At 38.0% G+C, this 12,589-nt stretch carries 11 protein-coding genes and 1 other RNA gene; 2 read left to right on the top strand and 10 right to left on the bottom strand.

Translation table 11 applies throughout. The features are described from left to right. Positions 1 to 399 precede the first annotated feature (399 nt). The 3 genes from ACFIQC_RS04610 to ACFIQC_RS04620 are packed head-to-tail and all read right to left on the bottom strand — an operon-like array spanning position 400 to position 3,726. Positions 400 to 2,226, bottom strand: coding sequence for an aminopeptidase P family protein (locus ACFIQC_RS04610; protein WP_375646526.1), 1,827 nt, complete (start codon positions 2,224 to 2,226; stop codon positions 400 to 402). A 22-nt stretch (positions 2,227 to 2,248) separates the two neighbouring features. Beyond that, the gene (locus ACFIQC_RS04615) at positions 2,249 to 3,118 is read right to left on the bottom strand and encodes a 50S ribosomal protein L11 methyltransferase (RefSeq protein WP_375621358.1); all 870 of its coding nucleotides are present in this window, start codon (positions 3,116 to 3,118) and stop codon (positions 2,249 to 2,251) included. Between the two features lie 26 nt (positions 3,119 to 3,144). Beyond that, positions 3,145 to 3,726 (bottom strand): SCO family protein, encoded by a 582-nt coding sequence (locus ACFIQC_RS04620; protein WP_375621357.1) that lies wholly within the window; start codon positions 3,724 to 3,726, stop codon positions 3,145 to 3,147. 136 nt (positions 3,727 to 3,862) lie between these two features. Between ACFIQC_RS04620 and ACFIQC_RS04625 the strand changes: the two genes are divergently transcribed. Then, a complete protein-coding gene (locus ACFIQC_RS04625; RefSeq protein WP_375668342.1) occupies positions 3,863 to 4,492 on the top strand; it encodes a DapH/DapD/GlmU-related protein in 630 nt (209 codons plus the stop codon). 56 nt (positions 4,493 to 4,548) lie between these two features. On the opposite strand, the gene ACFIQC_RS04630 is transcribed toward ACFIQC_RS04625, so the two are convergent. The 5 genes from ACFIQC_RS04630 to ssrA form a co-directional block, all read right to left on the bottom strand. Next, positions 4,549 to 6,888 (bottom strand): ATP-dependent helicase, encoded by a 2,340-nt coding sequence (locus ACFIQC_RS04630; RefSeq protein ID WP_375706796.1) that lies wholly within the window; start codon positions 6,886 to 6,888, stop codon positions 4,549 to 4,551. Between the two features lie 120 nt (positions 6,889 to 7,008). Further along, positions 7,009 to 7,260 carry a ribbon-helix-helix domain-containing protein gene (locus ACFIQC_RS04635; protein ID WP_273788067.1) on the bottom strand — a complete coding sequence of 84 codons (252 nt, stop codon included), beginning with the start codon at positions 7,258 to 7,260 and terminating at the stop codon, positions 7,009 to 7,011. Positions 7,261 to 7,270: 10 nt separating this feature from the next. Continuing rightward, positions 7,271 to 7,453 carry a DUF4169 family protein gene (locus ACFIQC_RS04640; RefSeq protein ID WP_375612011.1) on the bottom strand — a complete coding sequence of 61 codons (183 nt, stop codon included), beginning with the start codon at positions 7,451 to 7,453 and terminating at the stop codon, positions 7,271 to 7,273. Positions 7,454 to 7,461: 8 nt separating this feature from the next. Then, positions 7,462 to 8,013: an SspB family protein gene (locus tag ACFIQC_RS04645; protein ID WP_375612012.1), complete on the bottom strand. Its 552-nt coding sequence runs from the start codon at positions 8,011 to 8,013 to the stop codon at positions 7,462 to 7,464. A 179-nt stretch (positions 8,014 to 8,192) separates the two neighbouring features. Continuing rightward, positions 8,193 to 8,549, bottom strand: a transfer-messenger RNA (tmRNA) gene (gene ssrA / locus ACFIQC_RS04650). Positions 8,550 to 8,645: 96 nt separating this feature from the next. Here ssrA and ACFIQC_RS04655 point away from each other — a divergent pair. Beyond that, positions 8,646 to 8,951, top strand: a complete 306-nt coding sequence (locus ACFIQC_RS04655) for a DUF2853 family protein (RefSeq protein WP_375618238.1) — start codon at positions 8,646 to 8,648, stop codon at positions 8,949 to 8,951. A 68-nt stretch (positions 8,952 to 9,019) separates the two neighbouring features. On the opposite strand, the gene ACFIQC_RS04660 is transcribed toward ACFIQC_RS04655, so the two are convergent. Together ACFIQC_RS04660 and ACFIQC_RS04665 are read right to left on the bottom strand one after the other, a co-directional pair. Continuing rightward, positions 9,020 to 10,327: an MFS transporter gene (locus ACFIQC_RS04660; RefSeq protein ID WP_273790760.1), complete on the bottom strand. Its 1,308-nt coding sequence runs from the start codon at positions 10,325 to 10,327 to the stop codon at positions 9,020 to 9,022. 651 nt (positions 10,328 to 10,978) lie between these two features. Continuing rightward, complete coding sequence (locus ACFIQC_RS04665; protein ID WP_375621351.1) at positions 10,979 to 12,289, bottom strand: MFS family transporter; 1,311 nt, start codon at positions 12,287 to 12,289, stop codon at positions 10,979 to 10,981. Positions 12,290 to 12,589 lie beyond the last annotated feature (300 nt).

Below are 12,589 nucleotides of genomic sequence, written 5' to 3' on the forward strand. Positions count from 1 at the left end.
TATACAAGGTTATTATTAGTAAAATTTATAAATTATCATTGTGAAGCAAGGTAAAAATTGTAAATAAATATGTATAATTTAATCCAAAATGCCGTAATAAACCAATTATAATGACGTAATAGAAATATAACGCGGAAAATTACAAAATATAACGAAAGTTTCCATATAAAGGAAATAGGGATATAATAATGTCTAGATGGAGATCGCCAAGATAAGTATTACCACGTATAGGTGTATCTCATCTTGCTTCACCTAGGTTAGCGTTTACCATACCAGCAAAAAACTTGAAGTATCTTGTAGAAATATTTTTCATATTTCCTGACGCAGATACATATTTTTCCCTTAAAAAGAGAAAATCCTGTGTTTTGTAGAAAGAGTAAAAGTTATAGGTTGCTTCATTTAAAGGGGCATTGTTGCTTCTTTTGCCCATTTTTTATCTTCTTCATTTAAGTAAGGTGCATTCATCTGATAAACGCGCGCATGGTAATCATTGAGCCATTGTCGTTCTTCTTGTGTCAAAAGCTCTGGAAGGATTAACCGTCGATCAATGGGGCAATGTGTGAGTGTTTCGAACGAGAGCATTTCTATATCTCCACCATCAATTTTTTGTGCTGGTTTCACAATCATCAAATTTTCAAGACGGATACCAAAAGCGCCTTCGCGGTAATAGCCTGGCTCGTTTGAAAGAATCATACCGGAGATGAGTTCTTGGCACCCTTTGCGAGAAATATTTTGCGGTCCTTCATGGACAGAAAGATAAGATCCAACACCATGACCGGTGCCATGGGCATAATCAAAACCAGCTTTCCACAATGCAATGCGTGCAAGAGCATCAAGGTCTTGCCCTCGTGTGCCTTTTGGAAATCTGATAGTTGAAAGAGCAATCATGCCTTTGAGGACAAGCGTAAAACAGCGTTTTTCTTCTTCTCCAATATTCCCAATTGCTACGGTGCGTGTGACATCAGTCGTGCCATCACGATATTGTCCACCTGAATCAACGAGGTAAAGTTCACCGGCTTTGAGTTGTTTATTTGTTTGCGTTGTTACACGATAATGAATAATGGCACCATTTTCTCCTGCTGCTGAAATTGTATCAAAAGAAAGATCTTTAAGTTTTTCTCCCATTTCTTTTGCTGTATTTATGCGAAATTCTTCTAATTTTTGAGCAGCAGAAATTTCACTTATTGACCCTAGTATTTGTTTATCTAACCAAGAAAAAAAACGGGTTAGGGCAACACCATCGCGTAGATGCGCTTTGCGTGCGCCATTGAGTTCTGTGTCATTTTTAATGGCACGTGGTAGAGCAGCAGGATCGGTAAGTGTGATAAAAAAGCTATTTGTTTCTTCAATAACAGTTCGTAATTTTTCGCATGTTAGCTGTGGATCTAAGGCAAACACTGTCCCTTTTTGAACATACTCTTTGATCTTGGGAATAAGCTGTTCTGGTTCATATAATTTTGCATAACGTTCTAGATATTGTTTCTGTTCTACACCAAGTTTTTTGCTGTCAATGAATAAAGCTGGTGTTTCGTTAAGTGGAATGAGAGCAAAACAAAGGGAAAAAGGCGTGTTGGAAACATCATTGCCCCGTATATTGAATGTCCATGCAATGGAAGAGGGGTCTGTAAAAATAAAAGCATTTGCATGAGTTTGCTGTATATCTTTGTAAATCAAAGCGAGTTTTTCATCTGTATCGCACCCAGCATATTTGAGAGGGTGAATTGATAAGGCAGATTGTGGTAATTTTGGTTGATTATGCCAGAGCAAATCAATGGGATTATGTTGAACTTCTACAAGTTTTCCACCTGCTTTCATTTCTAATGCATTTCTCAATGCATTGGTGGCAGCAATCGTGTGAAGCCATGGATCAAAGCCAATAGAAAGTTTTTGACCATTTTTTTCAAGCCATTGTGAGGGAGGACAAGTTATGAGATCTTCATAATTAAAAATATCAGGATCAGTTTGTTGGCGAACTTGGAGCTTATATCGCCCATCTGTAAATATGATGGCTTTGTTTTTTAAAATCAGTGCAATCCCAGCTGATCCAGTAAAGCCGGTTAACCAGCTAAGGCGTTGAGCATGAGGAGGGACGTACTCTCCTTGATGCTCATCACACCGCGGAACAAGAAAACCATCGAGTCCAAGGTGATCGAGTTCTTTACGAAGGCAAGAAATGCGTTCTGCTGCATAAGCAGGATTTGTTGTCGCCTCAAAAGATTGATACATAACGACGTCCTTTTCTTTTATTTTATTTCAGATGTATCGTAACCCATCCTTGCCGGTGGTATGTTTCGATATGCTTCATTCCTTGTTTTATATAAGTCTCCAAAACATGGGCATGTTGTTCTTCAAGAATTCCAGAGAGTATAAGTGATCCCCCTTTTTGAAGTGCCTTTACCACTTCTTGCGCAAGTTCAATAAGCGGATTAGCAAGGATATTGGCAACGATGAGATCAAAAGGGGTTCGTGATGCAATTGCATCATGGGCAAAATCTGTTGCTGTAATAGCTGTAATATATTCCTTGACACCATTGAATTCGATATTGTGTTGTGCAACTTGAACAGCAATTGGGTCAATATCGGATGCAAGCACAGTAATTGGTTTGAGCATTGCTATACCAATGGCTAGTACACCGCTCCCAGTACCAAGATCAAGGGCATTTTTTGGATTTTCGTGTTTCATGACTTTGGCAATCATTTCTAAACAACCGGCTGTTGTTCCATGATGTCCGGTGCCAAAAGCTTGATTAGCTTCAATTTCAATAGGGAGAACATTTGCTGGAATGGCGTTTCGGTTGTGACTTCCATGAAGGAAAAAAGGACCAGCTTGCACAGGTTTTAGTCCTTCTAGGCTTTTTTGTACCCAATCAATGTTGGGTAAAACTTCCATATTAATTTTATCAAAATCTATAGAGAGAACGCTTGCAAAATGTTTTAATGCGTTCTCTTGATTGTCTTGATCGACATATAGAGAAAGCTCATATACAGCATTTTGTTCATCTATCTCTGTAAGAGCAAGAGGATAACCTTCTTCGTCAAAGGCTGTTTCTATAAGGGTATAGAACCGTTCTGCTTCATTTTTAGAAGCAGTATAATAGAGGCGAATTTGTTGCGACATGCTGTTCTTTCTTTTGATCGGTTTTTTTAGTTTAAGACGAGTTTTTTTAACCGTTCAATGGCGATTTCATCTTTTAATTCGCTATCGCTTTCTTTAGTGTCATAACGGATAACGCCAGCTAATTTTCCACCTTTTTTAAGTAAAAAAATTGCTGCTGTATGGTTATATGTATAGTTTCCATCTGTTTCAGGAACTTTTTCAGCAACGATGTTGAAAGAATTGACCATTTTATGAACTTTATCAGGATCTCCACTAATGCCAACAATTTTATTGTTAAAATTACTGAGATAATCATGGAGTACTTTTGGTGTGTCACGTTCAGGATCAACAGTCACAAACCATATACCTAATTTATCAGCTTCAGGCCCAAGGGCTGTAAGCCATCGATCAAGATTCATCAGTGTGGTAGGGCAGCTTTCAGGACACATAGTGAAGCCGAAAAAAATTATTGAAGGCTTGCTTCGAACATCAGCCTCAGTAATATTTTTTCCATTAGAATCAGTGAGAGTAAAGTTATCACCTAAAGGCTTATTTGTCAGCGTATCATAAATAAAAACACCTGCAAGAAATATGATTGTCAGCCCCAAGATGCGTATTACATTTTTCATAGTTTGACTCTCTTAGATAGATCGAGAAATTGTAACATCGGCAGGTTTGTTTTGCAATGTTTGTTTCATGGTTGATTTTATTGGCTTGATTGGTATGTCTTTCCATATCTATTGATAAAACATTGGTGAAAGATGTATGAATATTGAGAAAGATCTTCGATTTCATGAAAGTGAACCTCGTATCCATACGACAGCGCGGCTGCATGGTTGTAAATTAGGGCGCTATGTGGAAATTAATGAGCGGGTGATTTTACGGGATGTAACCGTTGGAGATTTTTCTTATTTAGAGCGTAATAGTGAGGCTATTTATAGCGATATTGGGCGTTTTTGTTCTATTGCATCTCATGTACGGATGAATGCGTTGGAGCATCCTATGGAGCGCGTTTCAACGCATAAAATAACCTATCGTCCAAACGAATATTTTCGTTATATGGCATTAGATAGTGGTTTTCGTGAAAGGCGTTGTGCAAAACGTGTTATTATTGGGCATGATGTGTGGATTGGACATGGTGCGGTTATTATGCCTGGGGTGACAATTGGTCATGGCGCTATCATTGGCGCGAACGCTGTTATAACGAAAGATGTTATGCCTTATACGATTGTCGTTGGGGTGCCTGCTAAGCGATTGCGGATGCGTTTTCCCAATCATGTGATAGAATGCCTTTTAGATATGGCTTGGTGGGATTGGCCACTTAATAAAATTCACGACGCATTGCCTGATATGCAAAATTTGCCCATTGAAGCCTTTGTTCGCAAATGGAAATGATAGTCAGAATAAAACAAAGTGGTTTCTTGAAAAAACTGATCGTGGTTTACTTGTAATTAAGCTTTGTTTACAAAATTGTCTAGTACACGCTTTTCTCCGGCTTTTTCGAACATTATTGTCAATTTATGATCGTCTATTGCTGTAATATGACCATAGCCAAATTTTATGTGAAAAATCCGATCATTGACAGAAAAATCTGATGGTGCATGAGAGATTGATTGAGAGATAACTTTCCCTTCAATATTCTTGTTTTTTTGTGCACGCTTTTGTCTTGCTGTTGCATAGTCAGTATAAAAGGAATCGTGATGTTGAAAGGAAGATTTTCCATAACCACCATAGGATGTTTCCATTTCTACAACTTCTATATGTTCTGCTGGTAATTCATCTAGAAAACGGGAGGGAAGAGCAGGTTGCCAAAGTCCATGAATTCTTCGATTCGATACAAACCATATATGCAAATGTTTTTTTGCTCTTGTTAGACCTACGTAAGCAAGGCGCCGTTCTTCTTCTAATCCTGAACGTCCACCTTCATCTAATGAGCGCTGGTGGGGAAAGAGTCCTTCTTCCCAACCTGGAAGAAAAATTGTTTCAAATTCAAGCCCTTTGGCTGAATGAAGTGTCATGATGTTGACTGCATCCATATTTTCATTATTTTCCGTTTCCATAACGAGTGCAACATGTTCCAAAAAACTTTGAAGATTTTCAAATTGTTCCATGGAACGAATCATTTCTTTAAGATTTTCTAGTCTTGTAGGAGCCTCTGGTGAGCGATCTTCTAACCACATGGTTGTATAACCAGAATCATCAAGGACGATCTCGGCAAGTTCTCTATGAGGAGTGTCTTGAAGCATATTTTGCCAGCGGCGGAAGTTTTCAATGAGGCTTCGTAACGCACTGCGTGCCTTAGGCTTTAATTCATCTGTTTCAATGATGTCAGCGGCAGCAGAAAAGAGAGGAACAGCACGTGCACGTGCACTCTCATAAAGAATGCGCAGGGTTGCATCTCCTATGCCGCGTTTCGGTGTATTAATAACACGCTCAAAAGCTAAATCATCAGTGGGTTGGACAACAACGCGTAAATAAGCCATGGCATCACGTATTTCCATCCGCTCATAAAAACGAGGACCACCAATAACGCGATAATTAAGGCCAAGCGTTACAAAGCGATCTTCAAATTCACGCATTTGAAATGATGCGCGTACCAATATAGCCATATGATTTAATGCATGACCGGTTTGTTGTGCGCGTTCGATTTCTTCTCCAATTGCTCGTGCTTCTTCTGCCGAATCCCATGCTGAATGAATTTTTACCTTTTCTTCCTCGCTCTTTATTTGAGCAGAAAAAAGGACTTTTCCCAGTCTTTCTTCATTATGCGCAATGAGATGGGAGGCGGTTTTGAGAATATGAGATGTTGAGCGATAATTGCGTTCTAGACGAATAATTTTAGCAGAAGGAAAATCTTTTTCAAAACGTAATATGTTTTCGACTTTTGCACCACGCCATCCATAAATGGATTGATCATCATCGCCAACACAACAAAGATTAACATGTTGACCTTGAGGATGTTGGGCCAAAAGGCGAAGCCAAAGATATTGTGCTGTATTTGTATCCTGATATTCATCGACGAGAATATAACGAAATTGAGAATGATATTCGCGAAGGATATCTGGATTATGTTGGAAGATAGAGATAGAATGAAGTAGAAGGTCACCAAAATCACAAGCATTAAGATCTTTTAATCGATTTTGATAACTGTGATAAAGTTCACGTCCCATGCCATTACCAAAGGAATGAGCATCACTTTTTGAGATATGTGTTGGTGAGAGTCCTTGATTTTTCCAAGAATCAATCATCATGGCAAGGTTTCGTGCGGGCCAACGCTTATCGTCTAATCCTTCAGCTTGAATAAGTTGTTTTAAAAGTCGAAGAACATCATCGCTATCGAGAATTGTAAAGTTTCTTTTTAAATCAACAAGCTCTGCGTGACGGCGTAAAATTTTAGCTCCAGTGGAATGAAAGGTTCCAAGCCAAGGCATACCTTCAACAACTTCTCCAATAAGTTCACCAATACGTATTTTCATTTCACGTGCTGCTTTGTTGGTGAAAGTGACAGCAAGTATTTGCTGAGGAGAGGCAAGTCCAGAGCGTAAAATGTGAGAAATACGGGTTGTTAAAACGCGTGTTTTTCCTGTACCAGCACCTGCAAGAACTAAAAGAGGTCCCTCAGTATTCATAACAGCTTGTTGCTGTTCTGGATTGAGTTGTTCTAAATAGTCTGTGTTATATGATTTTTGTTCTTTTAGAGTATGGGAGAAAAAACCAGAGCTCTTCTTATCATGGTCTGGAGGGGAATCTTCTTCAAAGAAAGGTATGGTATGATCAGAAAAATTACTCATTATCTCTCTTTTGTAGTCTTTTTTTTATTGAAGTTCTAGATTAAAAAAACTTCTCTTAAAAAGTCACAACAGTTTCAGTTGAACAGACAGAAAGAGAACGTAAAAAAATAAGCACAAACATTAAAGGCGTTGGGTGAGAACGCTTTGAAGGGCATAAACGCGTAACGAAGCCGAAAGATTTACTTGTTGTGGTCTTTTGCTATCAATATCGGTAATAATAAAGGCTAAAGATTGTCCTTTTTTGCGGGCTATATCTTTTAGAATATCTAAAAATGGTGGTTCTAAAGAGACGCTTGTTGCGTGTCCATCAACGCGAACAGATATCTTTCGTGGAATGACTTTTGACCAATCGATAGAATTATTTTCGTGCATTTTTCCACCTTTATTCGTCGTTTCGCAAACGATTTTGATCAAGAAATTTTTGCATTTTTAAAGATTTTTGCTGCTCAAAATTTTTTTCAGTTTTTGTTCGTCCAAAACGATAACGATTTTGCTCAGCACAAAGAGATTTTTCTGTACGTTTTTTTTGTTTTCGAAATTGGCGAAGATTAATCAATTCAGTCATGAGAAAAATTATTTTTTCCGAAAGGAATCTAAAGAGACAACATCAGCACTTTGATTTTGTTTTGCATCGTTATTTGAAGGTTCTTTATTTGTACTGAGATTTTGTTCTTTTGTAAGCGTATTTTCTTTTTTTTGTTTGTTTGATAAGGTAATAGGCGTAGTTGAGGTATTTTCTGAATTTTCACTTTCTCCAGAGGTCAGATTTGAGGGCAGATCAAATGCTGCTTCAAATGCTGCTACAGGATCATAAAAGACCTGAATGGAAGTAAAAGGAATCACGAGCTTTTCGGTTATTTCCCTGAAAGAGAGGGTTACTTCGAAAGCTGTTTCTGAAACACTGAGATCTCTAAATTGATGTTGTAAGACGATTGTCATTTGCTCGGGATAGCGATTTTTTAGCCGAGGAGAAATTTTAACGCCTGGGGCATTTGTCAAAAAAGTTATAAAAAAATGATGATTTCCCGGAAGACCTGCTTTGGCAACTTCCGATAAAACTTTACGGATAACTCCACGAAGCGCATCCTGAACGAGAATATCGTAACGGATTTGATCTTTAACCATCGAAGTTTATTCCTTTTATTTCACGTAGCAGAATGGGGCGTATTGATATTGTGTGACAGAATATATTTTAAATTAGCAGATTTTTTCTACGATGCACCTCAATAAATCGAATAAATACGAAACTCTATGGTAAATAATGTCTGATAATGTCTGAAAGATCAATCAACAACATTTAAAAAAGTGAAGGCTTCTGTTGCCAGGTGCCTCCGAACCCCGCTTAAACCTGCGACGGTTTAAGACTTAAATTGAAACATTCACACCACCTTAAGCGGCGAGACGTGCTTCCGCATAGTTGTCATTTGCAACTACTCATTTAGCCCGATAACGGTGGTACAATGCCGAGTAAAAGAGCGATCTTTACACCCTTGTCGATCCTATTTCGCCCCCACCAAAATATAATTTTGGTTTCTTATATTTTGGTGGAGGCGCCGGGTACCGCCCCCGGGTCCAATAGGTTTATTTCACCGTCCATTTATTACCATAGCTGGTGAACCAGCCCTCTAAATATAGATGAAGAACAGTCTTAGGAAAAGGGGGGTTGTTAATATTTTTAATCCTCTAATTATTTATGGAGCTATATGATGCGGCTGTAAAGTATAGTCCGCTCATTTTTGGAGAGGAGATGATGCAAAATGACAAATAATCTAGCAGATATTAAACTATATGATTCAAATCCCGATGAAGCAGCAGTAGAACGACTTAGCCGTCGTTTAGCTTTAGTGATGAAAAAGCAGGATGCAGCGCTTGTTGCTACATCGGATCCAAAAGAGTTAGAACGTGTTGAAAAATGGGTTCAAGATGTTTTAGAAGCCGATGAGAAGAGTGCTAAAATGGCTGTTTCAAAAGTGGCTGAGATGATGTCTGGAGAGCGTAGAAAAAGTCGTATGACTTTTTATTATCTAGTTGCTAAGCAACTTAATGCACTTCATAAAATTTAAACAATATTAAATTTGTGATAATGATAAAAAAAGCCCAATTTCTTGGGCTTTTTCGTTGATAAAAAGGGTTAATGTTTTTCATCCTCTTGGAGGTAGCCTCCTTTACGCATACTCGGGACAAAGAGAAGAGCAATGAATGCCATGATCATCACGACGGTTATATAAAAATAAAAGAGAGATTCATGACCGTACTTTTTTAATCCAAGCGCAACGTATTCAGCAGAACCACCAAATAAGGCGTTGCCAATGGCATGAGAGATGCTAACGCCTAATGCGCGTATTGAAGAGGGAAACATTGCTGATTTGACGACACCAGAGATGGATGTATACATGCTCATAATGAAGAGCAAGCCAATAATGACGGAAAAGGCAACCCATATACTATGCGTATTACCGATTATCCAGAGTCCAGGAAATGTAAAGATGACAGAGAGTATACTCCAAATGATAAGTAAAGTTTTTGTTCCAATTTTATCGGCTATGATACCAGCTATGGGTTGGAATAGGATGAAAATAAATAGTACAGCTGTCATAATCGTTGTTGCGGTATGTTTATCAAAGCCGGTGGTTGTGATCAGATATTTTTGCATATAAGTCGTAAAGGTGTAAAACGTGAGTGATCCTCCTGATGCAAAGCATGCAATTACGACAACGGCTTTTGTATGCTTGGTGAGAAGTTCCTTAAGACTGCCAGAGTGTTTGTGAGAGCGGCTTTCTTTCGTGGTTGTTTCGTGGAGAGAACGACGCAGATAAATCGCAATCACTGCCCCGAATCCACCAATTACAAAAGGAATACGCCATCCCCATGCTTTTAACTGATCTTCAGAGAGATAAGATGCTAGAATAAATATAATGAAGCTGGCAAGAAGTTGACCTGTAATAAGGGTGGCTGATTGGAAAGAAGCAAAAAGCCCACGATGTTTTTTGAGAGCAACTTCGCTCATATAAGTGGCTGCTGTACCATATTCACCACCCGCTGAAAGTCCTTGCATCATCCGAGCTAAAAGTAAAAGGATTGCTGATGTTATTCCTAAGGTTTCATAGGTGGGAAGTATGGCGATGAAAAAAGAGCCACCACACATCATAAAAATGGATATAAGCATCGAGCGTTTACGTCCATAACGATCGGCGACAAATCCTAAAAACCAAGCTCCAATAGGGCGCATAAGAAAGCCAATAAAAAACACACCCGCGGTTTTTAACAGTGGTGTAATCGTATCACCATCGGAGGGAAAGAATTGTGATGCAAAATAAATTGATGCAAATGAGTACACGTAAAAATCATACCATTCTACGAGATTTCCTGATGCGCTTGCTATAATAGCAAAAACACGTTTTCTTGCATCCTGTGATGCTGAAGTTGTTTCATTTTTCATGAATTGTTCCCCTTTTGGATTTATAGTTCATATTTTCTAAACATAATTGTTTATGATTTCCAGAAAAATTCAATGGTATTATAACAATTTCTTAGGGAAACTCTTTAAGATGATTTATTAGAGTTATGTTGTCATTCGTTTTAAGATTTTTACTTGTGTTATAGAATAAAAAGTTATCACGTTGCATTTAAAGGGAGAGGACATTGAAAAGTAGATCAAGATACCTTTAAACTTTATGAGAAGAATGCAATTATTGGCATACCGGAAGATTATAGAAGAGATGGTCTTTATGAGCAGAAAGCCCCAAAACTGAAAATATTTCAAAAAGCTTAAGTAATGTAAAAGGGGATTTTGTGTCCTTAATTATCTTATTGTATCATAACACATCATCATTTAGGAGGGTGAGGTAAGCCTCAGATAAGGTTTTCCGTATGAGGTGTTTTTTAGATATCGTGATAAATATTTAGGGTAGGGCTGCCCATAGAATCTTATCAAGTAAATTACATAAAGAGGGCAGTAACTATAGACAATTTAAAAGAAACTGAGTTGTTTGTAAGACGAATGCGGGGCGGGCTTTTCGTTCTTTACTAGGGTGGAGAGGAGATCAAAAAAAGCCCAATTTCTTGGGCTTTTTTTATCCAGAAAATAAGTTTAATGAAGTCTATCGTCTTTATCGAGATATCCTCCTTTATCTATATCGGGCATAAGAAGAATAGAGATGAGTGCAATGACCATCATACCAACGATGTAAAAAAAGAAAACAGATTCGTATCCCATATTTTTTAATCCAAGCGCTACATATTCAGCAGAACCGCCAAAGAGTGCGTTGCCAATGGCAAAAGCAAATCCAACACCAATTGCTCGGATTGAAGCAGGGAACAATTCTGCTTTTATGATACCAGCAATGGACGTATAAAAACTCATAACACAGAGTATTCCAATAATAATTAAGAGTGCTGTCCATGGATTATGGGCATTACCGATCATTTTAAGTACAGGAATGGTGCAGATAATGGATAATGCCCCCCAACTAATGAGTGAAGCTCTTGCTCCAATTTTATCGGCTAGGGAACCAAAAAGGGGTTGGAGTAGCACAAAAACAAAGAGGGCGGCAGTCATTATCGTTGTTGCGGTTTGTTTATCAAAACCAGTGGTTGTGATCAGATATTTTTGCATATAAGTGGTGTATGTATAAAATGTGAGAGATCCACCAGCTGTAAAGCCAACAACCAAAAAGAAAGCTTTTTTATGATTACGAAAAAGTTCTTTAAGACTACCAGCGTGTTGTTCAGAGCGGCTTTTGAGGGTTGTTGTTTCATGAAGCAAGCTACGCAGATAAATTGCAACGATTGCTCCAAAGCCACCAATGATAAAGGGAATACGCCATCCCCATGCTTTTAACTGATCCTCGTTAAGGTAAATGGCTAAAATAAATATTATAAAACTTGCCAGAAGTTGACCTGAGATCGTTGTTGCATATTGAAAAGAAGCAAAGAGACCACGACGATTTTTGGGCGCAACTTCACTCATATACGTTGCTGCTGTACCATATTCACCGCCAACGGAAAGCCCTTGAAACATACGGATTAAAAGGAGAAGAAATGCTGCTGTTATTCCCAAGGTTTTATAAGTGGGAAGTATGGCAATGAGAAAAGAGCCACCACACATCATAAAAACAGAAATAAGCATTGAGCGTTTACGTCCATAACGATCCGCAATGTATCCAAAGAGCCATGCTCCAATTGGACGCATAAGAAAGCCAATAAAAAAGATTCCTGCCGTTTTTAACAGTTGTGTAACAATATCTTCATCTTCAGGAAAAAATTGTGATGCAAAATAAACCGATGCAAAGGAGTAAGCATAAAAGTCGTACCATTCTACCAGATTTCCTGATGCGCTGGATATGATAGCAAAAATACGTTTCCTTGTATCATTTGGATCTAAAGTTGTTTGATTATTCATGAAGTATTCCCCTTTTAGATTTATAACTTTTCTTCTTTTTAAAGCTATTTACGATGTGCATTATAAAAACGCTATTGTATCATGATAATTTTTTAGGGAAACATAAAGATTTTTTCTAGAGCTATCAGTGGTGTTTTGGGCTCATGGTGTTGTTACATTGCGTAAATTATACGCTTTTTACTATCCTTAAGGAAATATTATTTTTTGTTTGATTGTGAATTATTTGCATATGCAGAGTGTTTATGAAGATATGATACTCTTTAGTTTATATGCTTGATGTTGTTTCGTAAAATGATGTTA

The organism is Bartonella sp. AA126HLJHH (genome assembly GCF_042197425.1).
Taxonomy (GTDB): Bacteria; Pseudomonadota; Alphaproteobacteria; order Rhizobiales; family Rhizobiaceae; genus Bartonella.

Bases quoted from the DNA above. Each gene is read 5' to 3' on its own strand.
- ACFIQC_RS04610 (WP_375646526.1), bottom strand. From the start codon at position 2,226: ATGTATCAATCTTTTGAGGCGACAACAAATCCTGCTTATGCAGCAGAA.
- ACFIQC_RS04615 (WP_375621358.1), bottom strand. From the start codon at position 3,118: ATGTCGCAACAAATTCGCCTCTATTATACTGCTTCTAAAAATGAAGCA.
- ACFIQC_RS04620 (WP_375621357.1), bottom strand. From the start codon at position 3,726: ATGAAAAATGTAATACGCATCTTGGGGCTGACAATCATATTTCTTGCA.
- ACFIQC_RS04625 (WP_375668342.1), top strand. From the start codon at position 3,863: ATGAATATTGAGAAAGATCTTCGATTTCATGAAAGTGAACCTCGTATC.
- ACFIQC_RS04630 (WP_375706796.1), bottom strand. From the start codon at position 6,888: ATGAGTAATTTTTCTGATCATACCATACCTTTCTTTGAAGAAGATTCC.
- ACFIQC_RS04635 (WP_273788067.1), bottom strand. From the start codon at position 7,260: ATGCACGAAAATAATTCTATCGATTGGTCAAAAGTCATTCCACGAAAG.
- ACFIQC_RS04640 (WP_375612011.1), bottom strand. From the start codon at position 7,453: ATGACTGAATTGATTAATCTTCGCCAATTTCGAAAACAAAAAAAACGT.
- ACFIQC_RS04645 (WP_375612012.1), bottom strand. From the start codon at position 8,013: ATGGTTAAAGATCAAATCCGTTACGATATTCTCGTTCAGGATGCGCTT.
- ACFIQC_RS04655 (WP_375618238.1), top strand. From the start codon at position 8,646: ATGACAAATAATCTAGCAGATATTAAACTATATGATTCAAATCCCGAT.
- ACFIQC_RS04660 (WP_273790760.1), bottom strand. From the start codon at position 10,327: ATGAAAAATGAAACAACTTCAGCATCACAGGATGCAAGAAAACGTGTT.
- ACFIQC_RS04665 (WP_375621351.1), bottom strand. From the start codon at position 12,289: ATGAATAATCAAACAACTTTAGATCCAAATGATACAAGGAAACGTATT.